Genomic DNA, 23,684 nt, shown 5'->3' with positions numbered 1-23,684 from the left:
AAAACAGGGCCCGCGGGTAAGCCCGCGGGCCCGGGGTTGTGCCTGAACTAGGCAGGGCAGAATCCGCCCGGAAGGGCCACGCCGTCCACTACAGGGCACGGGTTGAAGGTGAAGATCACCAGGGTGCCCAGGAGGATGATGACCACGGCTGCCGCGTAGAGGACGGTCTTCAACCAGCGCCGGGTCCCCGTCTTTTCGGCGTAGTCATTGATGATGGTCCGCACGCCATTGGTGCCGTGCAGCATTGCCAGCCACAGCATGGCCAGGTCCCAGAACTGCCAGAACGGATCCGCCCACTTGCCGGCCACGAAACCGAAGTCGATAGCGTGGATGCCTTCCCCGACCATGAGGTTCACGAACAGGTGCCCGAAGATGAGGACCACCAGCACCACGCCGGAAAGGCGCATGAACAGCCAGGCGATCATCTCGAAGTTGCCGCGCGAACCGCCGCTCCGGCGGTACTGGGGAGCTACCCGGCCGCTGCGGGGGCTCTCGATGGTTGCAGTCATGGCTTAGTGACCTCCGAAGGCGAGGGACAGGTGGCGAATGGAGAACGCAAGCATGGTCACGATCCAGAGGGCCAGGACTGTCCACAGCATCTGCCGCTGGTACTTGGCGCCCTTCTTCCAGAAGTCGACCGCAATGATCCGCAGGCCGTTGAAGGCGTGGAACACGATCGCGGCGACAAGGCCGGTCTCGCCCAGCGCCATCAGCGGGTTCTTGTAGGCGCCGATCACTGCGGTGTAGGCCTCCGGTGACACACGCACCAAGGAGGTGTCCAGGACGTGGACCAACAAGAAGAAAAAGATCACTACACCGGTAATGCGGTGTCCTACCCAGGACCACATGCCTTCACGGCCGCGGTACAAGGTGCCAGCTGGTTTTGTCGGCACTGATAAACCTCCCTGCAACACAGCGGCGCTGGCATGAGATCCATGCGGGGGGAACGCCTGCTGCGAGAGCACTCGTAGCTCAGGCCTAAATCTAGGCTTCGCTTACAGCTTATTCAATTTAGGAGTTTCTTGGAGGCCAGTACTGGAGCGGTTTTTCGGCAGGAATGAGACGAACGCCACACGGATGCGGTCTTTTGGGCCCTGCGATGACGGACCACAGCGGTGGACGGCCCATGACCGGGCGCAGCCGCCGGCTGCGGGCCGTCAGCTAAAGTAGCCGTGATGAGTACAGACAAAGTGACAAGCCCGGCCTCACCCCTTGACCGCTTCATTGCGGTGATTCCGGCAGGCGGAGTGGGGACCCGCCTCTGGCCCCTGTCACGAGCAGCAGCTCCCAAGTTCCTTCACGACCTCACCGGATCGGGCAGCACCTTGCTGCGCGCCACCTACGACCGGCTCCACCCGCTCGCGGGCAGCCGGGTGCTGGTGGTCACCGGAAAAGCGCACCGGGACGCCGTGTGCCGCCAGCTTCCCGAGGTCCAGGACGCGGACCTTGTCCTGGAATCGGAGCCCAAGGACTCCGCGGCGGCGATCGGCCTTGCCGCGGCCATCCTGCACGAGCGCGACCCGGACACCATCATGGGGTCCTTCGCCGCCGACCAGGTGATCAGCCCGGACCACCTGTTCCAGGAAGCCGTCCGGGAGGCAATCCACACCGCCGCCGCCGGCAAGATCGTGACGATCGGCATCAAGCCCACGCACCCGTCCACCGGGTTCGGCTACATCCGCTCCGGCAAGGCCCTGCACATTGATGGAGCACCGAGCGCCCACGATGTGGTGGAGTTCGTCGAAAAACCCGACGAAGTGGTGGCCCAGCAGTACGTCGACAGCGGTGACTACGTCTGGAACGCCGGCATGTTCGTTGCTCCCGTGGCACTGATGCTCAAGCACCTCGAGGCCAACCAGCCGGAGCTGTTCAAGGGCCTGCAGGAAATCGCGCAGGCATGGGACACCCCCGCACGCGACGAAGTCACTGCCCGGATCTGGCCTACGCTGCCCAAGATCGCCATCGACTACGCAGTGGCCGAGCCCGCCGCCGAAGCCGGGGACGTCGCCGTCGTGCCCGGTACCTTCCGCTGGGACGACGTTGGCGACTTCGCCTCGGTCGGGCGACTCAACAGCGCCAAGGAAGTGGACGATGTCACCGTCCTGGGCGAAGGCGCGCGGGTATTCACGGAGAACTCAAGCGGTGTGGTGGTCACGGACACCAAGCGCGTCATCGCCCTGATCGGCATCCAGGATGTTGTCATCGTGGACACGCCGGACGCCCTGCTGGTCACCACCATGGCCAATTCCCAGCGGGTCAAGGCAGCGGTGGATGCACTCAAAGCCAGCGGGGACACGGACGTCCTTTGACCGCCCAACCTGCCGGCGCATCCGGCGCCGGCAGGTTCACGTTGTAACGGGGCGTCAGTGAATGGCCCTTATCCGGGCCGTGATCGCTAGAGTAAAACAGTGCGCAACTACACTACTGAAGCCGAGCCCACCGCCTTGGTGGCGCCGTGGCTTGAACCGCTCCTGCCGGAACTGATCGAATTCCGGCGGGACCTCCATGCGCACCCGGAGCTTTCCTTCAAGGAGTTCCGCACCACCGACAAGCTTGCGGAGCGGCTGGAGGCCGCCGGGCTGAGCCCCCGCCGGCTCGAAGGCACCGGCCTGACCGTGGACGTGGGCGAAGGCCCCATCGCCACCGCGCTGCGCGGCGACATCGACGCCCTCCCCATCATCGAGGAAACCGGCCTGGCATTCGCGTCCAGGAACCACGGTGTCACCCATGCCTGCGGCCACGACGTGCACACCACCACCATGCTGGGCATTGCCCTGGTGTTGCAGCGCATGCACCAGGAATCGCCCCTTGGCGCAACGGTGCGGATCATCTTCCAGCCCGCCGAGGAAACCATGCCCGGCGGGGCGCACGCGTGCATCGAGCAGGGCGTGCTCGAGGGGGTCCCCAGGATCCTCGCGCTGCACTGCGATCCCCGCATCGAGGTGGGCAAGGTCGGGACCCGGATTGGCGCCATCACGTCGGCCTCGGACACCATCCGGATTGAACTGTCCGGCCGCGGAGGCCACACGTCCCGCCCGCACCTCACCGAAGACCTCGTCTTCGCGTTGGCCCAGATCGCCGTCAACGTTCCGGCCGTCCTGTCCCGCCGGGTGGACGTCCGCAGCGGGGTATCCGTGGTGTGGGGCCAGATCACCGCCGGATCGGCGCCCAACGCCATTCCCGGCTCGGGTTACATGGCCGGAACCATGCGCTGCCTGGACCGTGACGCCTGGCACGCCGCCGGCGAACTCCTCGACGAAGTGGTCCACCAGGTGGCCGCACCCTACGGAGTGGACGTCCACCTGGAGCACACCAGGGGAGTGCCGCCCGTGGTGAATTCCGAACATGAAACGGCGATTATCGAGGCCGCCGCACGCGCAGAGATCGGCGAAAGCGCCGTGGTGCTGACCCCGCAATCCATGGGTGGCGAGGACTTCGCCTGGTTCCTGGCGGAGCTTCCCGGCGCCATGATGCGTCTGGGTACCAAGACGCCAGGCGGGGAGGACTACGACCTCCACCGCGGCGATTACATCCTGGACGAGCGATCGCTCGGCCTGGGGATCCGCGTGCTCACCGCGGCAGCGTTGAGGACCATCAGAGACATCGAGCAGCCGGCCGCGCTGTAACCGCCCGCCGCGCAGTCAACCCCGCGGCTTCCGCTTCCCGGTGGCTTGCTTGCGCCGCGGCCGGTGACGCTCCAGGACCACGACGACGGCCCACGAGTGAGTGCCTTGCGGGTAGGTAAGTTGTGCACAATTTAATTGTGGGCTATTGTATTGTCATGACCGAAGCTCCCCGCCTGGACCGCCAAGTGTGTTTTGCCTTGTATTCGGCTTCCCGGGCCGCCACCGCCGTGTACCGGCCCGTGCTGGACGAGCTGGGGCTCACTTATCCGCAGTACTTGGTGATGCTGGTGCTGTGGGAGGAAGAGCCCCGCGGGGTCAAGGAACTTGGCGGGGAACTGGGACTGGACTCAGGCACCCTGTCGCCCCTTCTCAAGCGGCTGGAACTGCTGGGGCTCGTGGAACGCCGGCGGTCAGGCGAGGACGAGCGGCGCGTTGTTATTCACCTCACGACGGCAGGCCGAGACCTCAGCGTCCCGGCCCGGGCCATCCCGCAGCGGCTGGCTGATGCCGCAGGGCTCTCGAACGGAGAGCTCGAACAACTGCGCGCCACCCTGGGCAAGCTCACGGCTGCACTGCACCAGTCGCTCTGAGCGGCGACACAAAGCACCATCCCACCAACAGGACGGACATTTTTCGTGAAGACTCTCTACACCGCCGAGGCGCTTGCCTCCGGCGAAGGCCGTGACGGCACCGCACGCAGCAACGACGGCAAGCTGGCCGTGGACCTGGCCAGCCCCGTGGAGCTGGGCGGCAGCGGCCGCGGCACCAACCCTGAACAGCTTTTCGCCGCCGGGTACGCCGCCTGCTTCCACTCAGCACTGCGCCTGGTGGGCCGCAAGGCAGGTGCCGACCTCACCGATTCAGCCGTTGCGGCGAAAGTCCACCTGGGACAGTTGGACGGCGGAACAGGATTCGGGCTGGCCGCCGAACTGGAAATCGCCCTCCCGGCGCTGGACCTTTCCACCGCCGAGGAACTGGTGGCCAAGGCGCATGAAGTGTGCCCCTACTCGAACGCCACCCGGGGCAACATCAACGTCGACATCAAGATCTTGGAGTACGCAGCATGAGCACAGCACTTGCCACCACCACCCGTGAAATCCGCCTGGCCTCGCGCCCCGTGGGCCGTCCCTCCAGCGACAACTTCGAACTCGCCGAGTCCCCGCTGCCCGCCCTCGAGGACGGCCAGATCCTGGTCCGGAACCTCTTCATGTCGGTCGACCCCTATATGCGGGGCCGGATGAATGACGTGAAGTCCTACTCCGCGCCGTTTGCCGTGGGCAAAGCGCTCGACGGCGGTGCGGTAGGCGAGGTGATCGCTTCCCGCTCGTCGGTACACAAGGAGGGCGACGTCGTCGTTCATTCCCTCGGCTGGCGGGAGTACGCCGTGGTTGACGGCGCTGCCGCCACCCCGGCCCGCACGGACCTGGCCCCGGCTTCCGCCTTCCTTGGCGCCCTGGGCATGACCGGGCTGACCGCCTACTCCGGCCTCTTGAAGGTCGCCGAATTCAAGCCGGGGGACGCTGTGTTCGTCTCCGGTGCCGCCGGCGCGGTGGGCTCCCTGGTGGGCCAGATCGCCAAGGCCATGGGCGCCTCCCGCGTGATCGGCTCCGCCGGTTCGCCGGCCAAGGTGGCCCGGCTCCTGGAGCTCGGTTTCGACGCAGCCTTCGACTACCACGATGGTCCCGTGCTGGAACAGCTGAAGAAAGCCGCAGGCCCCGCAGGCATCGACGTCTACTTCGACAACGTCGGCGGCGAACACCTCGAGGCCGCCCTGGCAGTCCTTAACGTCGGCGGACGGGTGGCAATGTGCGGTGCCATCGCGCAGTACAACTCCACCGAACCGACGCCGGCGCCCCACAACCTGATGCAGGCCATCGGCAAGCAACTGACGCTCCGCGGCTTCCTGGTAGGTGGCCAGCGGCAGCACGCGGCGGAGTTCGCAGAGAAAATGTCCGGCTGGCTGGCTGACGGCACCGTGCGCTACGACGAGACGATCGTGGACGGCCTGGAGAACGCGCCGCAGGCGTTCATGGATCTCCTGGACGGTGCGAACACCGGAAAGATGCTCGTCCGGCTGTTGCCCGGCGGTCACAACTAAAGAACCAATAGCCGTAGGGGCGCCTCCTTTGGGGGCGCCCCTACTGCTTGGTAACAACTTGTAAACAATCTCCGGGGTCAGGTTCCGACGTGCTATGGGGACGTGGCGCAGGCCACTAAAGTAAGTGGCATCAGTGCGCTCCGGCGCAGTGCTGCGTGCCTTCAGTGAAAACAGAATTTCAGCGCCGAAACGGACACTCATTGAATTCCAGCCCGTAGTGCCACTCGCATCATCCCTGGAGGAAAATTGAAGAAATCACTGCGTGCCGGCTTCAAGCGCGGTTCAATGGCCGGTGTGGCCACCCTCGGTGCGTCCGCCTTGCTGCTGACCGGCTGCGGGGCCGCCCCGTCCGCGTCCGGCCCCTCGGGTTCGGCCACCGCCTCGGACTACACCGCCTGCATGGTGTCCGACTCCGGTGGATTCGACGACAAGTCGTTCAACCAGTCCGGCTACGAGGGACTGCAGGGCGCCGTCAAGGACCTCGGCATCCAGGAAAAGCACGTCCAGTCCAAGGCTGACACCGACTACGACCCCAACCTCCGCTCCATGGTCCAGCAGGGCTGCAAGCTGACCGTGACCGTCGGTTTCCTGCTCGGCGATGCCACCAAGTCCATCGCGACGGCCAACCCGAACAGCCACTTCGCGATCATCGACTACAACGACCCCACGTTCCCCAAGAACGTCAAGCCGATCGTCTATGACACGGCCCAGGCTGCATTCCTTGCCGGCTACCTGGCAGCAGGCACCTCCAAGACCGGAAAGGTCGCAACCTTCGGCGGCATCAACATTCCCACCGTCACTATCTTCATGGACGGCTTCGCCGACGGCGTGAAGTACTACAACCAGAAGAAGGGTAAGAACGTCCAGCTCATCGGCTGGGACAAGGACAAGCAGGACGGTACCTTCGTCGGCGACTTCAAGCAGGTGGATAAGGGCAAGGTCCTGACCCAGGGCTTCCTTGACCAGGGCGCAGACATCGTCCTCCCCGTGGCCGGACCAGTCGGCGGCGGCGCGGGCAGCGCGATCCTCGACGCCAAGTCCAAGGGCAAGGACGCCAAGCTCATCTGGGTTGACTCCGATGGCTACCTGACCGCCACGGACTACAAGTCCGTGATCCTCTCCTCCGTCCAGAAGACCATGTCCACCGCCGTGGAGACGGTCATCAAGGACGACAAGGACGGCAAGTTCGACGCCTCGCCCTACATCGGAACCCTTGCAAACGGCGGCGTGGCCCTGGCTCCGTTCCACGACCTCGATTCCGCCGTGCCGGCGGACCTGAAGAGCGAACTGGACCAGCTCAAGAAGGACATTATCTCCGGCACCGTCAAGGTCGAGTCGAAGTCCAGCCCCACCAAGTAAGCATTCGAACCGCGGGGCGCGCTGCCCTTCCGCCGTTACCCCGGCCGGAGGGCAGCGCGTTCTGTTTTGCTGGCAACGCAAGATCGCCAGCGCCATGCCGGCGGCCCTTTTTCCCGCCTGCCCGCCCTGCCCAGGAACCACCCGTGACACTAGGCTGGGACTACCCGCTGCCTTGCCGCCGACAGCGCGCCGGAGCAGATCCATACACACACAGATTGGTTGGGGTTTTGAAACTCGAACTGAAGGGGATCACGAAGCGATTCGGGTCCCTGGTAGCCAATGACCACATCGATTTGGTCGTCGAACCGGGGCAGGTGCACTGCCTCCTGGGAGAGAACGGCGCAGGCAAATCCACCCTGATGAACGTGCTCTACGGCCTGTACGATCCGACCGAAGGTGAAATCCTGGTCGATGGCAAGCCCGTCGTCTTCAAAGACCCCGGCGAGGCCATGGCGGCCGGCATCGGAATGGTCCACCAGCACTTCATGCTCATCCCGGTCTTCAGCGTTGCCGAGAATGTGGCGCTGGGCAATGAGACCACCAAAGCCGCCGGCCTGCTCAACCTGGAAGCCACGCGAGAGAAAATCCGCCGCATCTCGGACCAGTACGGGTTCGACGTCGACCCCGATGCCATGGTGGAGGACCTGCCGGTGGGCGTCCAGCAGCGGGTCGAGATCATCAAGGCACTGGTTCGCGATGCCGAGGTGCTCATCCTCGACGAGCCCACCGCCGTGTTGACGCCGCAGGAGACCGATGAACTCCTGGACATCATCCGGCAGTTGAAGCGCGACGGTAAGTCGATCGTCTTCATCTCCCACAAACTGCGTGAAGTCAAAGCCATCTCCGACACCATCACGGTCATCCGCCGCGGCAAGGTGGTGGGGCAGGCGGACCCCAGTGCTTCCCCCACCGAACTGGCGTCCGCCATGGTGGGCCGCACCGTGAGCCTGACACTCGACAAGGCACCGGCGGAGACCGGCGAGGTGACCTTCAAGGTCCGCAACCTGACCGTGACGGACCACAACGGCCAGCACGTGGTCGATAACCTGTCATTCGACATCGCCAAGGGCGAAGTGCTTGCCATCGCGGGAGTGCAAGGCAACGGCCAGACGGAGCTGACCGAGGCGATCCTCGGCGTGCAGCCGCACGTGGCCGGGTCCATCACGCTCGACGGCGAGGAATTGTTGGGCAAGAGCGTCAAGCATGTGCTCGGCGCGGGCGTGGGCTTCGTCCCCGAGGACCGCACCCTTGACGGCCTGGTGGGCACATTCACCATCTCCGAGAACATGATCCTGGACCTTTACGACAAGGCACCCTTCGCCCGCGGCGTGGGGATGAAGCCGGGCGTCATCGCGGAGAACGCCGCCAGGAAGGTCGAGGAATTCGATGTCCGCACGCCTTCCGTATCGGCCGCGGTGGGCACCCTCTCCGGCGGCAACCAGCAGAAGGTCGTCCTGGCCCGTGAGCTCTCCCGGCCGCTCCGCCTGTTTATCGCTTCGCAGCCCACGCGTGGGCTTGACGTCGGCTCGATCGAATTCGTCCACAAGCGCGTCATCGCCGAACGTGACCACGGAACGCCGGTCATGATCGTGTCCACGGAACTTGACGAAGTACTACAGCTGGCAGACCGGATCGCGGTGCTCTACCGCGGCCGGCTGGTGGGGATCGTACCGGCCACCACCTCCCGCGACGTACTGGGCCTGATGATGGCCGGTGTGCCGGCCGCGGAAGCCGAAGTCAACGCCTCCGCCCATGCTTCCGGCGCAACGGCCGCACCGACGGTATCGGAGCCTGCCGGCCACGAAGGAGAATCCCATGTCTGAGAAGACAACCCCGGAACCGCAGGCCACAGGCCACAACGGCGGCCAGGAGCCCGCCCCGGCCCAGGTGCCCGGCGGCACCACCTCCGAGGCCGTCGCCTCCGACGTCGTGCTGGACACCGCCGGCGGCCAGATGCCTCCGTCCGCCGTTCCGGCGGCCACCCAGCTTCGCGGCCGGGACCACCGGGACGGCGGCGGATCCGTCCTGCACCAGGTCTTCACCGGCAACGCCATGGTCTCCTTCCTCTCCGTGCTGCTGGCCATCGTGCTCGGCGGCATCCTGATGGCGGTGACCAACCCCAAGGTCGCCGTCACGGCCGGCTACTTCTTCGCGCAGCCCGGAGACCTCCTGACCGAGGTGATCCGTCCCTATACCGCCCTGGTGCAGGGGTCCATCTTCAACTGGGCCGGCGCCGACCTGGCCGCCCAGCTGTACCCGATCACCGAGACCCTCACGGTCGCAACTCCGCTGGTCTGTGCCGGGCTCGGCGTCGCGCTGGCGTTCCGCGCCGGCCTGTTCAACATCGGTGCCCAGGGGCAGATCATCTTCGGCGCGCTCTTCGGCGCCTACGTCGGCTTCGCATGGCACCTGCCCATCGGCCTGCACCTGCTGGTCGTCATCCTCGCCGGCCTTATTGGCGGCGCGGTCTGGGGCGGCGTCGTGGGCCTGCTGAAGGCGCGGACCGGCGCGCACGAGGTGATCGTGACCATCATGCTCAACTACATCGCCAACTTCCTGCTGCTCTTCCTGCTCACCACCCCTGCTTTCCAGCGCAAGGGTTCCACCAACCCGATCTCCCCGTTCCTTGACTCCACCGCGTTGTTCCCCGAACTGCTCGGTCCACAGTTCCGCCTGCACGCCGGCTTCCTGGTCGCCATAGCGGCCACCGCCTTCGTCTGGTGGCTGCTGAACCGCTCCACGATCGGTTTTGAGTTCCGCGCCGTTGGGGCGAACCCGAGCGCGGCCCGTACCGCCGGCATCAACGTAGCCCGCAGCACCATCCTGGTGATGGCGATCGCCGGTGCGCTGGCCGGCCTGGCCGGCGTGGCGCAGGTGTCCGGCACGGAAAAGTACCTTTCCGGCGGTGTCGCTGCCTCCATCGGTTTTGACGCCATCACTGTCGCACTGCTGGGACGCTCCACGCCGTGGGGAACCTTCTTTGCGGGCCTGCTGTTCGGCGCCTTCCGCGCCGGCGGTGTGGCAATGCAGGCGCAGACACAGACCCCCATCGATATTGTGCTCGTCATCCAGTCCCTGATCGTGCTGTTCATCGCAGCACCGCCGCTGGTCCGTGCGATATTCGGACTCAACCCCCATAAGAAGAACACCACCACAAGTGGGACCGCCGGTTCGCGTACCGGCGGCGTCAAGAGCGGAGCGGCAGCATGAGCGCCACCACACAATCTCCTGCCAACAAACAACCCGGCACCGGGAAGGCCGCCGGAGCCAACCGTGCCGGAGGCGGGGCAGGGACAACGGAACTTGTGAGCTGGAAGGCCGGCGTCGGCCTGGGCCTCCTCGCCATCCTGGGCACCGTGCTGTTCGGGTTCCTGGCCAACACCAAATCTGCCGGGTTCCGGATCGCCGAAGCCCGGGAGCCGAACGCCTCCTCCACCGCAGCATGGATCACCCTGGCCGTGGCGCTGGCGGCCGCCGCCTATGTCGGCTACCGCTGGATCAGCCAGCGCCGCGAGGGCGGGGGAGTGGACCGGTGGATTCCCGCAACCACCATCGCTGTCGTCGTCGTCCTGGGCCTCGCGGCACTCGGCGTTGCCCAGGTGGAGAAGATCACCGTTCCCTCGATGGTCTTCGGCTGGATCTGCGCGGTCCTGCTGCTTGCCCTGGCAGGGTACGCCATCCTGCTGACCGTGCAGCGGCGGCGCACTCCCGGATGGCTGGGCGGACTCTTCGCCGTCGTCTTCCTGGTTGGGTTCATGATCTGGATCGTCGCCGGCGGCCGTGACCCCGAACCCTCCATTTCCCTCGGCGGCCTGATGGCAGGTGCGGTGACGCTCGCCGTACCCCTGGTGTTCGGCTCATTGTCCGGCGTGCTGTGCGAACGGGCCGGCGTGGTCAACATCGCCATCGAAGGCCAGCTCCTGCTTGGTGCGTTCTCCGCCGCCGTCGTCGCAACCGTGACCGGCAATGTCTACGTGGGGCTCATCTCCGCGGCCGTTGCCGGTGCACTCGTGTCCCTGGTCCTGGCCGTGGTGAGCATCAAGTACCTCGTCAACCAGATCATCGTCGGAGTGGTCCTCAACGTCCTGATCAGCGGCCTCACCAGCTTCCTGTTCTCCACCCTGCTCACGGCGGACCCGGAACACCTGAACAAGCCCGGCCGGCTCCAGGCAGTGGATATCCCGTTCCTCGCCGACATCCCGATCATCGGACCCATCCTGTTCCGGCAGTCCGTGGTGGGCTACCTCATGTACGTGGCCGTGATCGTGGTCTACGTCGGGCTGTTCCACACCAAATGGGGCCTTCGGGTGCGTGCCGTCGGCGAACACCCCCAGGCGGCGGACACCGTGGGCATCAACGTGAACCGGACACGTTTCATCAACGTCCTGATGGGCGGCGCGATCGCCGGAATCGGCGGTTCGTTCTTCACCCTGGTGTCGGTAGACGCGTTCAGCAAGGACATGTCCGGCGGCCGCGGCTACATCGCCCTTGCCGCCATGATCTTCGGGCGCTGGAATCCCATCGGGGCCTTCCTTGCCGCCCTGCTCTTCGGGTTCGCCGACAACCTTCAGAGCATCATCACGATCATTGGCTCGCCCGTGCCCAGCCAGTTCATGGCGATGCTGCCCTACGCCCTGACCGTCATCGCCGTGGCGGGCCTGGTGGGACGGTCCAGGCCGCCCGCGGCCGACGGCATCCCGTACGTCAAGGGATGATCGCCGTGGACAATACACCGCCTGTGGACTGGGCAGCCCTTGAGGCCGCCGCGGCCGCCGCCATGAAGAATGCCTACGCCCCGTATTCAAAGTTTCCGGTGGGCGCCGCGGCCCTGACGGATGACGGCCGGATTGTCAGCGGCTGCAACGTTGAGAACGCCAGTTACGGGCTGACCCTCTGCGCGGAGTGCGTCCTGGTGGGAGAACTGCAGATGACCGGCGGCGGGCTGCTGAGGGCTTTCTACTGTGTGGACGGGGAGGGCACCGTCCTCATGCCCTGCGGCCGGTGCCGGCAGCTGCTGTACGAATTCAGCGCCCACGGCATGCAATTGATGACCGGCCAAGGCATCAGAACCATGGACCAGGTGCTGCCCGACGCCTTTGGTCCCCAACACCTCGAGGAGACCCGGTGACCGACACCAAAGCCGAAGCATTCGACGCCGTGGATATCATCCGCATCAAGCGGGACAAAGGCACCCTGAGCCCCGACCAGATCGATTGGACCATCGACGCCTACACGCGCGGAGCCATTGCCGATGAACAGATGGCGGCACTGAACATGGCCATCCTGCTCAACGGCATGGACCGGGCGGAAATTGCCCGCTGGACCGCCGCCATGATCGCCTCAGGGGAGCGAATGGACTTCTCCAGCCTCAGGCGCGCGGACGGCGGCCTGAAGTACACCACGGACAAGCACTCCACCGGCGGCGTGGGGGACAAGATCACCTTGCCGCTGGCCCCGCTCGTGGCAGTGTTCGGCGTCGCCGTCCCGCAGCTTTCCGGCCGCGGCCTGGGCCACACCGGCGGCACCCTGGACAAGCTCGAGTCGATTCCAGGGTGGCGCGCCAACCTGACCAACAGTGAGATCCTGGCCCAGCTCCAGGACGTCGGGGCAGTGATCTGCGCAGCCGGTGCAGGCCTGGCCCCCGCGGACAAGAAGCTTTACGCGCTGCGTGACGTGACCGGCACCGTGGAAGCCATCCCGCTCATCGCCTCGTCCATCATGAGCAAGAAGATCGCCGAGGGCACGGGCTCGCTGGTACTGGATGTCAAGGTGGGCAGCGGAGCGTTCATGAAGGATGAGTCCCGGGCCCGGGAACTGGCCGAGACCATGGTGGCCCTGGGCAAGGACGCCGGGGTCAACACGGTGGCGCTGCTGACCAACATGAACACGCCGCTGGGCCTCACAGCCGGCAACGCTATCGAGGTCGAGGAGTCCGTGGAGGTCCTCGCCGGCGGCGGCCCGGAAGACGTGGTGGAGTTGACCGTCCGGCTCGCCGAAGAGATGCTCGCCGCTGCAGGAGTGCACGACGCCGACCCCGCCGCCGCGCTCAGGGATGGCCGCGCCATGGATGTCTGGAACCGGATGATCTCCGCCCAGGGAGGCGATCCGCATGCCGCCCTGCCGGTGGCCACTGAATCCGACGTCGTCTACGCCCCCGCGGACGGGGTGCTGGTGGAGCTCGACGCCCTGGCCGTCGGTGTCGCCGCCTGGCGGCTGGGGGCAGGCCGTGCCCGCAAGGAGGATGCCGTCCAGGCCGGGGCGGGGGTGCGGATGCACGCCAAACCCGGTGCCACCGTCCGGGCCGGGGAGCCCTTGATGACCCTGCTCACGGACACTCCGGACCGGTTCGCCCGCGCCCGGGAAGCACTCGAACACGCGGTGGTCGTCGCACCGGATGGTTCGCGGCCCGCCCAGCAGTTGATCATCGACCGCATAGCATAGGGACCCATGCAGGCCATCAACGACTTCATCCTCGCCGCAGCCGGACAGCCCTGGGTGCTGGTCCTGGTGCTGGCGTGCTGCATCATTGACGGCTTCTTCCCGCCCGTGCCCAGCGAATCCGTGGTGGTGGGCCTCGCCGCCGTCGCCGCCACCGCGGATGTTCCCAATCCCCTGCTTCTGGCGGGGGTGGCTGCCGCGGGCGCTTTCGTAGGCGACAATATTGCCTACCTCCTGGGCCGGCGGGTGGGCACCACCCGCTGGGCCTGGATGCGCGGACCGCGGATGCAGGCCGCCTTCCGCTGGGCGGGCCGTGAACTGCGCAAGCGGCCGGCCTCGCTGATCCTGGTGGCCCGGTTCGTTCCCATCGGCCGGGTGGCGGTCAACCTGACGGCCGGTGTTACCCACTATCCGCACCTGCGGTTTGTTGGCCTGACAGTTCTCTCCGCAAGCCTGTGGGCCGGATACTCCGTGACGATCGGGCTGTTTTTCGGCCAATGGTTCGAGAACAACCACGTCCTGGGCGCTGCGATCGCCATCATTTGTGCCGTAGCCCTGGGCATCCTGGTGGACCTGGTGATCAACAAATTACGCGGTAAGCCCAACGTGGTGGAACGGATCCGGGAACCCGGGACCTGAGCCCCGCGTTTAAACGGATAATTCCGGCACGGGGGCGTAGCGGACTGCGTCCCCGCCATGGGACACTTAGGAACGATTTCCGCTATGGCTGCGGCGCTTTGGCCGTGCCATTTTTTTACAGGAGCCACACCGCGTGGAGTTTATTAATGAGGCCGTGCTCCATGCAGCGGGTCAGTGGTGGATCTACCCCGTGCTGCTGGTGTTCTTCTTCGTGGACGGCTTCGCCATGGTGGTCCCCAGTGAGACGCTCATCGTGGCACTGGCAGCTTTCTCGCGGCACAGCGGCGAACCCAATCTCTGGATCCTTGGCCTGACGGCCCTGGTCGGCGCGATCTGCGGCGACAACATGGCCTACATGCTCGGCCGAAAGATCGGACTGGACCGGTGGGCGTGGATGCGCCGGCCCAAGGTGCGGAAAGTCTTCGCCTGGGCCCGTTACGAGCTCGAAAAGCGCGGAGCGGTACTCATCTTCACCGCCCGCTACATCCCCTGGGGCCGGGTGGCCGTCAACTATGTGGCCGGCAGCACCGGGTTCTCGCACCGCAGGTTCTTCGTCTTCGACGCCTTTGCCTGCGTGACGTGGGTGGGCTACTCCCTGGGCATCGGGCTGCTGGCCAGCTCGTTCCCCTGGCTGCACCACAACCCGCTCCTGAGCGCCGGCATCGCCGTCGTGTTCGCGATTGTCCTGGGCGTCGTGATCGACCATGCCCTCCGATGGTGGCACAAACGGCTGGGGCGCCACGATGCGCCCGAGGCTGACGCCGAGGTGGACGGATGGGCCGAAAACGCCTCCGGCCAGGAAGGACGGCCCGGGACCCGGCCCCTTACGGTGCCATCGGCGGATGCGGGTCCCGCAGCCAAGTAGCGGCTGGCTTTGAACCCCGCCCCACCCTAAGGTGGGAACGTGACTGAGCCCATTCTTGACGCTGCCCCTGCCATTGATTTCGACCTGAAGAGCCTGCCCAAGGTTTCCCTTCACGACCATTTGGACGGGGGACTCCGTCCGGCCACGATTATCGAACTGGCGGAAGCCGTGGGGCACACCCTCCCCTCGACGGACCCGGTTGCCCTGGGCGAGTGGTTCCGCGAATCCGCCGACTCCGGTTCCCTGGTCCGCTACCTGGAAACTTTCGACCACACCGTGGCCGTGATGCAGACCTACGACGGCCTGTTCCGCGTGGCCAAGGAGTTCGTCGAGGACCTGGCGGACGACGGCGTGGTTTACGGCGAGGTCCGGTGGGCGCCGGAGCAGCACCTGCAGAAGGGGCTCAGCCTGGATGAAGCCGTGGAAGCGGTCCAGGACGGCCTGGAAGCCGGCGTCGAAGCCGTGTCGGAGACCGGCCGGGAGATCCAGGTGGGCCAGCTGATCACCGCCATGCGCCACGCCGACCGCGGCCAGGAAATTGCCGAACTCGCCGTGCGCCATCGCAACCAGGGCGCAGTCGGCTTTGACATCGCAGGTGCGGAGGACGGCTTCCTGCCCAGCCGCTTCAAGGACGCCTTCACCTACCTGGCCCAGCACAACTTCCCCGTCACGGTGCACGCCGGCGAGGCTGCGGGGCTGGAAAGCATCCAGTCCGCACTGGTGGACGGGCGGGCGCTCCGACTGGGACACGGCGTCCGGATCGCCGAGGACATCATGGTGGAATTCGACGATGACGACGAGGCCGGCGACACCGTCGGACTGGTTACCCTCGGTGACCTCTCCAGCTGGGTCCGTGACCGCGGCATTGCCCTGGAAATCTGCCCGTCCTCCAACCTCCAGACCGGAGCGATCGCCGAATTCGGCGAGGGCATCGAGAGCCACCCGCTGGACATGCTGTACCAGCTGGGCTTCAACGTCACCATCAACACCGACAACCGGCTGATGAGCGGCGTCACGCTGACGGACGAGTTCAACCTGCTGGTTGAGACGTTCGACTACGACCTCGACGACCTGCTGGAGCTGACCCTGAACGCCGCCGAGGCATCCTTCCTGCCCCTGGAGGAGAAGGAAGCGCTGGTGGAGTACATCAACGACGCCTACGCCAACCTTGGCTGAACAGGATCCTCCTGCCGGCAGCTCCGCCACCGCGGAGCTGCTGGAAACGATTGCCCGGTTGCGCGTGCACTGCCCTTGGATGGGGGCCCTGACGCACGCCTCGCTGGTGGAGTACCTCCTCGAGGAGGCCTACGAAGTGGCTGAGACCATCGAGGAAGGCCATCCAGACGCCGAACTCCAAGGCGAGCTCGGTGACGTCCTCCTCCAGGTGGTGCTGCACGCCCGCCTTGCGGAGGAACGCGGGGCGTTCACGTTCGACGACGTCGCGCGCGGACTGGCTGCCAAAATGGTCCGCCGGAACCCGCACGTCTTCCGGCCCGACGGTTCGCTGCAGGACAGCTTCCCTGCCACCGTGGCGGAAATCGAGCAGACGTGGGACGCGGTCAAACGGGCCGAACGCCCGGAGCGGCGCCATGCCTTCGAGGGAATCCCTGCTGCCCTCCCGGCGCTGGCCAAGGCGCAAAAATCGCTGGACCGTGCAGCCCGGGCCGGCCTCGGACTGCCCGACGGGGTTCCGGTTCCCGAAAGCGAGGAAGAACTGGGAACCCTGTTGCTCGCCGTCGTGCGTTCCGCCCGGGACCGCGGCATGGACGCCGAGCGCGCCCTCCGTACCGCCGTACGCCGCTACCACGGCGACCAAGCGGCATCATGACGTCCGGGCCTTGACCGGTTTGAGTAACCCGGAGCACTCTCGACTACGCTAGTCCCTGACGAGTACGTCGAGTTTTCTGCCTGATTCCCCCCGTTAATCGCCCATAAGGAGCAAATTCATGGCGCTTATCGATGCCATCCACGCCCGCGAGATCCTTGATTCCCGCGGCAACCCCACCGTTGAAGTTGAAGTCCTGCTGTCGGACGGCCAGATCGGCCGCGCCGCAGTTCCCTCCGGTGCATCCACCGGTGAGCACGAAGCCGTTGAACTGCGCGACGGCGACAAGGGCCGCTACCTCGGCAAGGGCGTGCAGAAGGCCGTCGACGCCGTGATCGACCAGATCGCCCCCGCCCTGACCGGCTTCGACGCCACCGACCAGCGCAGCATCGACCAGGCCATGCTGGACCTGGACGGCACCCCCAACAAGGGAAAGCTCGGCGCCAACGCCATCCTGGGCGTCTCCCTGGCCGTCGCCAACGCTGCCGCAGCGTCCGCCGACCTGCCCCTCTACAAGTACCTGGGCGGCCCGAACGCCCACGTCCTGCCCGTGCCGCTGATGAACATCCTCAACGGTGGGTCCCACGCCGACTCAGACGTCGACATCCAGGAATTCATGATCGTCCCCATCGGCGCCGAAACCTTTTCCGAGGGCCTGCGCTGGGGCGTTGAGGTGTACCACAACCTCAAGTCCGTCCTGCAGGCCAAAGGCCTGTCCACCGGCCTGGGCGACGAGGGCGGCTTCGCCCCGAACCTGCCGTCCAACCGCGCGGCACTGGACCTGATCCAGGAAGCCATCAAGAACGCCGGCTACACCCCGGGCAAGGACATCGCCCTGGCCCTGGATGTCGCATCCTCCGAGTTCTTCAAGGACGGCGCCTACCAGTTCGAAGGCAAGGCCCTGTCCGCCAGCGAGATGAGCGCCTACTACGCCGAACTCGTTGCCGACTACCCGCTGGTGTCCATCGAGGACCCGCTGGACGAGAACGACTGGGAAGGCTGGAAGACCCTCACCGACGCCATCGGTGACAAGGTCCAGCTGGTGGGCGACGACCTCTTCGTCACCAACCCGTCCATCCTGCAGCGCGGCATCGACACCAAGACGGCCAACTCCCTGCTGGTCAAGGTCAACCAGATCGGTTCCCTGACCGAGACCCTGGACGCCGTCAGCCTGGCCCAGCGCGCCGGCTACACCACCATCACCTCGCACCGCTCCGGCGAAACCGAGGACACCACCATCGCCGACATCGCGGTGGCCACGAACGCCGGCCAGATCAAGACCGGCGCACCTGCGCGTTCCGAACGCGTTGCCAAGTACAACCAGCTGCTGCGCATCGAAGAGGAACTCGACGACGCCGCACGCTACGCCGGCCGAAGCGCCTTCCCGCGTTTCAAGGGCTAGTAACCGGCTAAACCCAGCGGCGGTGGCTATGGTTGGAAGACCATAGCCACCGCTGTTGTTTTCCGCAGCAATGGTCCCAGCAGTGTTTGTCCAGCACAGATAGTGGCGGCCCAGGGAGGCTGCGTTTCAGGAGTGTCATGGCTACCCGCCGCCCCAAAGTTCCCAAGGTCGCCCCCGCCCGTCCGGCAAAGGATACGGCCGACGACGGTACCTCCGGCGGGGCCGAGGTCATCCGGGCGGATTTCCGCCCGGCCAAGGCCGCTCCCGCAACAGGCGCGTCACCGGGGCATGGAAACGTCAGCCGCGCAACTGCAGGCCGGGCGGGCGGGAAGCCGGGGGAGGCCACCACGGCCAAGACGTCCGCCGGGCGCAAGGGCAGCAGTGCCGCTGACGGCAGCAGCGCCCACGCCCCCGACGACGAGCAGCATCCCGTCCCCGCGAAAGCCTTCTCCGGCCGCATGCTCGCCCTGGCTGTGGTGATGGTGGCCATCACCATCATGCTGGCGCCGACCGTGAAGATCTTCTTCGACAAAAAGGCCGAAATTGATGCGCTGAACGCCGATATCGCCGCCCGTCAGGCGGAAGGCGACGCCCTTCGGCAACAGGTGTCAAGGTGGCAGGACCCCAACTACGTCAAGCAGCAGGCCCGCGACCGCATTAACATGGTTATGCCGGGCGAAACCGGCTACTGGGTTTTTGGCAGCGATGAGCCGGCCGGAGAAAGCAGTAGCCCCGCCGGCGCAACAGCACAAGACCCCGCCGATCTGCCGTGGGTGGATTCCCTGTGGGAGTCCATCAGGCGCGCGGCCACAGACTGAACCGCACAGGAAGGACGGCCCGCGACAATGGAACACAGCACGGCAGCCGCCCGGGACGAATCCCGCCAACCGACAGCACACGACCTTGACGTACTGAGCAGGCAGCTGGGACGTCCTGTTCGGGACGTCGTGGAAATTCCGGCGCGGTGCGTCTGTGGCAACCCGCTCGTTGCCGCGACCGCCCCCCGGCTCAGCAACGGAACCCCGTTCCCCACTACCTTCTACCTGACGCACCCGGTGATCACCTCCGCGGTTTCCAGGCTGGAAGCCGCAGGTGTCATGAATGAGATGAATGACCAGCTCGCCGGGGACCCCGGACTCGCGGCAGCCTACCGCTTGGCCCATGACGAATACCTGGCCGCCCGGAATGCGATCGGCGAGCGTTCCGGCATCGGCCCGGTGCCGGAAATTGACGGCGTCTCGGCCGGAGGCATGCCCGTACGCGTCAAGTGCCTGCACGTCCTGGTGGGCCACTCCCTGGCGTCCGGTCCAGGCGTCAACCCGCTCGGCGACCAGGCCCTTGGACTGATCAGCGAGTGGTGGACGGCGGACAAGTGCTACTGCGATGGCGCCTGGGACAGCACCGGGGCAGCGCCGTCCCGGGATCTCAGCCGCCACGGCCCCCAGGGCCTGCCGGACATTGTTGGCCGCCCCGCGCCCGTCCGAAAGCCTGCCCGCGACGCCGGGGTGGCGGAATGACGCGCGTCGCCGCCATCGACTGCGGCACCAACTCCATCCGGCTCCTGATCGCGGATATCGACCGCAGCAACGCCGGCGCGGCCCTGACCGACGTCGTCCGGGAAATGCGCGTGGTCCGGCTCGGTGAAGGCGTGGACGCCACTGGCGAACTGGCTCCGGAAGCGCTGGAACGCACATTTGCCGCCGCCGCTGACTATGCCCGCCTGATCCGTGAGCACGGGGCGGAGCGGACCCGGTTCGTCGCGACGTCGGCAAGCCGCGACGCCCGCAACCGGGCTGTCTTCGTGGACGGCATCCGGGACCTGCTGGGAGTCGAACCGGAGGTCATTTCCGGCGACGAGGAAGCGGCCTTGTCCTTCGCCGGCGCCAGCAGCGTGCTGCCCATCCTTGACGGCCACGAAGTCCTCGTGGTCGACCTCGGCGGCGGAAGCACCGAATTTGTCCTCGGTACCGCCTCAGGGGTCACTGCCGGCAAATCCGTGGACATCGGCTGCGTTCGCCTCACGGAGCGGCACCTGCGTGACGATCCGCCCACCGCCGAACAGGTGGCGGCCGCCGAAGCCGACGTCGACGCCGCCATCGCCCGCGCCGGACACGACGTGCCGCTGGAACGCGCCACCGCCGTCGTCGGGGTGGCCGGATCTGTCACCACCATCACCGCGCATGCCCTCCGCCTTCCCGAATACTCGCCGGACGCCATCCACGGCGTTGAGCTGCCCATCGCGGATGTCAGGGCTGCTGCCGGCGACCTGCTCGAGATGACCCGGGCCCGACGCGCGGAGCTGCCTTACATGCACCCGGGTCGGGTGGATGTCATTGGCGCCGGGGGACTGGTGTGGCGCCGCATCCTGGAACGGATGGGGACGCTGACCGGCGGCAGGATCACCTCCGCCACCGCGAGCGAGCACGACATCCTTGACGGCATCGCCCTGAGCATCGGCTAGTCCCATGCAGTCCACCCCCGCTCCGACCCCGCCTGCACGCCGGGCCGCCGCCGCCCTCGTCGCTGTCCTGCTGGCAGCGTGCTGCCTGTGTGCCGGCCTCTTTACCGCCCCCGAAGCCAAGGCCGACGATTGGCGCGACAAAGAATACTGGCTGGCAGATTCCGGCATCACCAAGGCCTGGGAGGTTTCCAAGGGCGCCGGGGTCAAGGTGGCCGTCATCGACAGCGGCATCGATGCCCAGCACCCGGACCTCAAGGGTGCGGTCACCGGCGGCTACGACGCGTCCGGCTCGGGCCAGCCAGACGGCCAGAAGAGCGTCGGCTCCAAGCCCGAACACGGCACGCTGGTGGCCACCATGCTGGCAGGCCGCGGGCACCAGCCGGCCACTGCCTCACCGAGCCCCAGCCCCAGCCCCGGGCCAGCGGGCACGCCGCCGGACGGCATCATGGGAGTGGCGCCGGAAGCGCAGCTCCTCTCCGTTTCCACCTGGCTGGGTTCACCAAATCCCTCCGGCAAGAGCGACCAGGACCAGATTCCCGAAGCCGTCCGCTGGGCAGTGGACAACGGTGCCAAGGTGATCAACATTTCGCTCGGCAGCACAACACCCCAGTGGCCGCAAAGCTGGGACGCGGCATTCCTGTACGCCGAACAAAAGGACGTGGTCATCGTGGCCGCCGCCGGTAACCGCGTGGGCGGCAACACCCAGGTGGGCGCCCCCGCAACCATCCCGGGCGTCCTAACCGTCGCAGGCCTGGACCGCAAGAACACGGCCAGCGTGGATGCATCCTCACAGGGGATCAGCATCGGTGTGGCCGCGCCGGCGGAGAACCTGGTGGGCGGACTCCCCGGCGGGAGCTACGCGGAGTGGGCCGGAACGTCCGGCTCCACACCGATCGTTGCCGGGGTGGCCGCCCTGATCCGGTCCAAGTGGCCGGACATGAGTGCCGAGCAGGTGATCAACAGGATTGTCTCGACGGCGAAGGATGCCGGGCCGCCCGGCAAGGATCCGCTGTACGGCTATGGAATCCTCAACGCGGAGGCGGCGCTCAAGGCCGACGTCCCGGAAGTGTCGGTGAACCCGCTGGGCACCATTGCCGAATGGATCCGGGTCCACCGGCGCGGGAACGCAGCACCGGCAACCCCGGTTCCCACCGCCACCCCGGTGCCCAGCGCCGCACCAACCCTTCCGGAGGCAACCGTCCCCGCCGCCAAGGCTCCCTCGCAGCGCGACAGTGCCATCGGAGCCGCCGTCGTGATCGGTTTCTCCGCCCTGTTTCTGGCAATTATCGCGGCAGCCGCCTTCCAGCTCAGGAGGGCTTCCCGCAACCCGGCCCTGGCCAGGGAAGACCCGGACACCGGGGTGGTGGAACGGGTCAATCTGCCCCGGGAATCCCACGTTACGGACCGGCGACCAAGTTAGTGAAGATTTTCACAAACTGCGCTATCCTTAAACTATGGCAACCACCCCACAGCTCCAGGACCGTCCCAGGGTACTCGTCGTCGGCGGCGGGTACGTCGGCCTGTACGTAGCACTGAAACTGCAGAAGAAGATCGCGAATGCCGGTGGCATCGTCACCGTCGTTGATCCCCTGCCCTACATGACTTACCAGCCCTTCCTTCCCGAAGTGGCCGGCGGCAACATTGAAGCCCGCCACGCGGTGGTTTCCCACCGCCAGCACCTCAAGCAGACCGAACTGATCCAGGGCCGCGTCACCTCGATCGACCACGTCAACCGGACGGCCGTGGTGGCACCTGCCGACGGCGGCGAGAACTTTGAAATTCCCTACTTCGACGTCGTCCTGGCAGCCGGCGCCATCACCCGCACGTTCCCCATCAAGGGCCTGGCGGACAAGGGCATCGGCCTGAAGACCATCGAAGAAGCCGTTGCCCTGCGCAACAAGCTGTTGGAGCGCATCGAAGTTGCCTCCACCATGACGGACCCCGCTGCGCGCGCCAAGGCCCTCACCTTCGTGGTGGTTGGCGGCGGCTTCGCCGGGATCGAGTGCATCACCGAAATGGAAGACCTCGCCCGCGCCGCCGTTCGTAACAACCCGCGCGTCAAGCAGGAGGAAGTCCGCTTCGTCCTGGTCGAAGCCATGGGCCGCATTATGCCCGAGGTCACCGCCAAGCAGGCCGACTGGGTGGTGGAGCACCTCCGCAGCCGTGGCATCGAGGTCCTGCTGAACACGTCGCTGGACAGCGCCGAGGGCAGCCTGAAGCTCATCAACCTGCCGGACAAGACCCCCGCGCAGGAATTCGAAGCCGACACCCTGGTGTGGACTGCAGGGGTTCAGGCGAACCCCATGGTCCGTTCCACCGACTTCCCCCTCGAGCCGCGCGGCCGCGTCCGCGTCCTGCCGGACCTGCGCATCGCCGGCGACGAAGGCATCGTGGAGAACGCCTGGGCAGCCGGTGACATCGCCGCTGTTCCGGACCTCACCGGCAAGGGCCTCCCGGACGGCACCTGCGTCCCGAACGCCCAGCATGCCCTCCGCCAGGCCAAGCGCCTCGCGAAGAACCTCTGGGCTTCGCGGTGGGAAAAGCCGTTGGGGGACTACAAGCACAAGAACCTCGGTGCTGTGGCCGGCTTCGGCGAATGGAAGGGTGTTGCCAACATCAACCTCCTGGGCCGGATCGGCCTCAAGGGCGGTCTCGCCTGGCTGGCACACCGCGGCTACCACGGCCTGGCCATGCCCACCTTCGAGCGCAAGTTCCGCGTGATCCTGAACTGGATCATCAGCTTCTTTGCCGGCCGCGACACCACGCAGCTGCTGGACCTTGACAACCCGCGCGGCGCCTTCGTTGCTGCGGCCACCCCGGCCCCCAAGCCTGCGGCAGCACCGGCAGCCGTTCCGGCCGCCGGCTCCGGTTCATCGGCCACGCCCGCTCCCAAGGAAACGGTAGCGGCCAACGCCAAGTAGCGCGTCCGCACGCTTCATCACGTCCGACGGCGGCCGGCCCCGTTGCGGGG

The 23,684-nt window shown here is 66.4% G+C and carries 23 protein-coding genes; 21 read left to right on the top strand and 2 right to left on the bottom strand.

Annotated features, from left to right (window positions below; translation table 11 throughout):
- Positions 1 to 47: 47 nt before the first annotated feature.
- Together ACFVVC_RS19770 and sdhC are read right to left on the bottom strand one after the other, a co-directional pair.
- Complete coding sequence (locus ACFVVC_RS19770; protein WP_018761927.1) at positions 48 to 509, bottom strand: succinate dehydrogenase hydrophobic membrane anchor subunit; 462 nt, start codon at positions 507 to 509, stop codon at positions 48 to 50.
- A 3-nt stretch (positions 510 to 512) separates the two neighbouring features.
- Positions 513 to 893: a succinate dehydrogenase, cytochrome b556 subunit gene (gene sdhC / locus ACFVVC_RS19765; RefSeq protein ID WP_387457236.1), complete on the bottom strand. Its 381-nt coding sequence runs from the start codon at positions 891 to 893 to the stop codon at positions 513 to 515.
- 282 nt (positions 894 to 1,175) lie between these two features.
- Here sdhC and ACFVVC_RS19760 point away from each other — a divergent pair, with 282 nt between their 5' ends.
- The 21 genes from ACFVVC_RS19760 to ACFVVC_RS19660 all read left to right on the top strand — a co-directional run bounded on the left by ACFVVC_RS19760 (position 1,176) and on the right by ACFVVC_RS19660 (position 23,634).
- Positions 1,176 to 2,309 carry a mannose-1-phosphate guanylyltransferase gene (locus ACFVVC_RS19760; protein ID WP_387457233.1) on the top strand — a complete coding sequence of 378 codons (1,134 nt, stop codon included), beginning with the start codon at positions 1,176 to 1,178 and terminating at the stop codon, positions 2,307 to 2,309.
- A 99-nt stretch (positions 2,310 to 2,408) separates the two neighbouring features.
- Complete coding sequence (locus ACFVVC_RS19755; protein WP_387457230.1) at positions 2,409 to 3,626, top strand: amidohydrolase; 1,218 nt, start codon at positions 2,409 to 2,411, stop codon at positions 3,624 to 3,626.
- Positions 3,627 to 3,781: 155 nt separating this feature from the next.
- Complete coding sequence (locus ACFVVC_RS19750; protein ID WP_387457227.1) at positions 3,782 to 4,216, top strand: MarR family winged helix-turn-helix transcriptional regulator; 435 nt, start codon at positions 3,782 to 3,784, stop codon at positions 4,214 to 4,216.
- Between the two features lie 45 nt (positions 4,217 to 4,261).
- A complete protein-coding gene (locus ACFVVC_RS19745; RefSeq protein ID WP_387457224.1) occupies positions 4,262 to 4,693 on the top strand; it encodes an organic hydroperoxide resistance protein in 432 nt (143 codons plus the stop codon).
- Positions 4,690 to 5,724, top strand: a complete 1,035-nt coding sequence (locus tag ACFVVC_RS19740) for an NADP-dependent oxidoreductase (protein ID WP_387457221.1) — start codon at positions 4,690 to 4,692, stop codon at positions 5,722 to 5,724. Before ACFVVC_RS19745 ends, ACFVVC_RS19740 begins: the two co-directional genes overlap by 4 nt.
- 246 nt (positions 5,725 to 5,970) lie before the next feature.
- The gene (locus ACFVVC_RS19735; protein WP_387457218.1) at positions 5,971 to 7,083 is read left to right on the top strand and encodes a BMP family protein; all 1,113 of its coding nucleotides are present in this window, start codon (positions 5,971 to 5,973) and stop codon (positions 7,081 to 7,083) included.
- 227 nt (positions 7,084 to 7,310) lie between these two features.
- A complete protein-coding gene (locus ACFVVC_RS19730; RefSeq protein WP_387457215.1) occupies positions 7,311 to 8,906 on the top strand; it encodes an ABC transporter ATP-binding protein in 1,596 nt (531 codons plus the stop codon).
- Complete coding sequence (locus ACFVVC_RS19725; RefSeq protein WP_387457212.1) at positions 8,899 to 10,293, top strand: ABC transporter permease; 1,395 nt, start codon at positions 8,899 to 8,901, stop codon at positions 10,291 to 10,293. Before ACFVVC_RS19730 ends, ACFVVC_RS19725 begins: the two co-directional genes overlap by 8 nt.
- Positions 10,290 to 11,798, top strand: a complete 1,509-nt coding sequence (locus ACFVVC_RS19720) for an ABC transporter permease (RefSeq protein ID WP_387457209.1) — start codon at positions 10,290 to 10,292, stop codon at positions 11,796 to 11,798. The genes ACFVVC_RS19725 and ACFVVC_RS19720 overlap by 4 nt, the downstream gene beginning before the upstream one ends.
- Before the next feature lie 5 nt (positions 11,799 to 11,803).
- Positions 11,804 to 12,211, top strand: a complete 408-nt coding sequence (locus ACFVVC_RS19715; protein ID WP_387457206.1) for a cytidine deaminase — start codon at positions 11,804 to 11,806, stop codon at positions 12,209 to 12,211.
- Positions 12,208 to 13,524 carry a thymidine phosphorylase gene (locus ACFVVC_RS19710; protein WP_387457203.1) on the top strand — a complete coding sequence of 439 codons (1,317 nt, stop codon included), beginning with the start codon at positions 12,208 to 12,210 and terminating at the stop codon, positions 13,522 to 13,524. The genes ACFVVC_RS19715 and ACFVVC_RS19710 overlap by 4 nt, the downstream gene beginning before the upstream one ends.
- Before the next feature lie 6 nt (positions 13,525 to 13,530).
- Positions 13,531 to 14,160 carry a DedA family protein gene (locus ACFVVC_RS19705; RefSeq protein WP_387457200.1) on the top strand — a complete coding sequence of 210 codons (630 nt, stop codon included), beginning with the start codon at positions 13,531 to 13,533 and terminating at the stop codon, positions 14,158 to 14,160.
- Between the two features lie 133 nt (positions 14,161 to 14,293).
- Positions 14,294 to 15,025: a DedA family protein gene (locus ACFVVC_RS19700; RefSeq protein WP_387457197.1), complete on the top strand. Its 732-nt coding sequence runs from the start codon at positions 14,294 to 14,296 to the stop codon at positions 15,023 to 15,025.
- Positions 15,026 to 15,064: 39 nt separating this feature from the next.
- Positions 15,065 to 16,201: an adenosine deaminase gene (locus tag ACFVVC_RS19695; protein ID WP_387457194.1), complete on the top strand. Its 1,137-nt coding sequence runs from the start codon at positions 15,065 to 15,067 to the stop codon at positions 16,199 to 16,201.
- A 79-nt stretch (positions 16,202 to 16,280) separates the two neighbouring features.
- Positions 16,281 to 16,853: a MazG nucleotide pyrophosphohydrolase domain-containing protein gene (locus ACFVVC_RS19690; RefSeq protein WP_387457417.1), complete on the top strand. Its 573-nt coding sequence runs from the start codon at positions 16,281 to 16,283 to the stop codon at positions 16,851 to 16,853.
- A gap of 118 nt (positions 16,854 to 16,971) precedes the next feature.
- Positions 16,972 to 18,252 carry a phosphopyruvate hydratase gene (gene eno / locus ACFVVC_RS19685; protein WP_387457191.1) on the top strand — a complete coding sequence of 427 codons (1,281 nt, stop codon included), beginning with the start codon at positions 16,972 to 16,974 and terminating at the stop codon, positions 18,250 to 18,252.
- A 137-nt stretch (positions 18,253 to 18,389) separates the two neighbouring features.
- Positions 18,390 to 19,070, top strand: coding sequence for a septum formation initiator family protein (locus ACFVVC_RS19680; RefSeq protein WP_387457188.1), 681 nt, complete (start codon positions 18,390 to 18,392; stop codon positions 19,068 to 19,070).
- Between the two features lie 27 nt (positions 19,071 to 19,097).
- Positions 19,098 to 19,769: a DUF501 domain-containing protein gene (locus tag ACFVVC_RS19675; protein ID WP_387457185.1), complete on the top strand. Its 672-nt coding sequence runs from the start codon at positions 19,098 to 19,100 to the stop codon at positions 19,767 to 19,769.
- Complete coding sequence (locus tag ACFVVC_RS19670) at positions 19,766 to 20,713, top strand: exopolyphosphatase (protein ID WP_387457182.1); 948 nt, start codon at positions 19,766 to 19,768, stop codon at positions 20,711 to 20,713. Before ACFVVC_RS19675 ends, ACFVVC_RS19670 begins: the two co-directional genes overlap by 4 nt.
- 4 nt (positions 20,714 to 20,717) lie before the next feature.
- Entirely contained in the window at positions 20,718 to 22,133 is a 1,416-nt protein-coding gene (locus ACFVVC_RS19665) for a S8 family serine peptidase (protein WP_387457179.1), read from the top strand.
- Positions 22,134 to 22,167: 34 nt separating this feature from the next.
- On the top strand, positions 22,168 to 23,634 hold the full coding sequence (locus ACFVVC_RS19660; protein WP_387457176.1) for an NAD(P)/FAD-dependent oxidoreductase: 1,467 nt from the start codon (positions 22,168 to 22,170) through the stop codon (positions 23,632 to 23,634).
- The last annotated feature ends 50 nt before the right edge of the window (positions 23,635 to 23,684 follow it).

Origin of the sequence: Pseudarthrobacter sp. NPDC058196 (assembly GCF_042882685.1) — a bacterium.
Classification (GTDB): Bacteria; Actinomycetota; Actinomycetes; order Actinomycetales; family Micrococcaceae; genus Arthrobacter.
The sequence above is the reverse complement of the archived record's forward strand: the minus strand, read 5'-3'. Positions and strand labels throughout refer to the sequence as shown.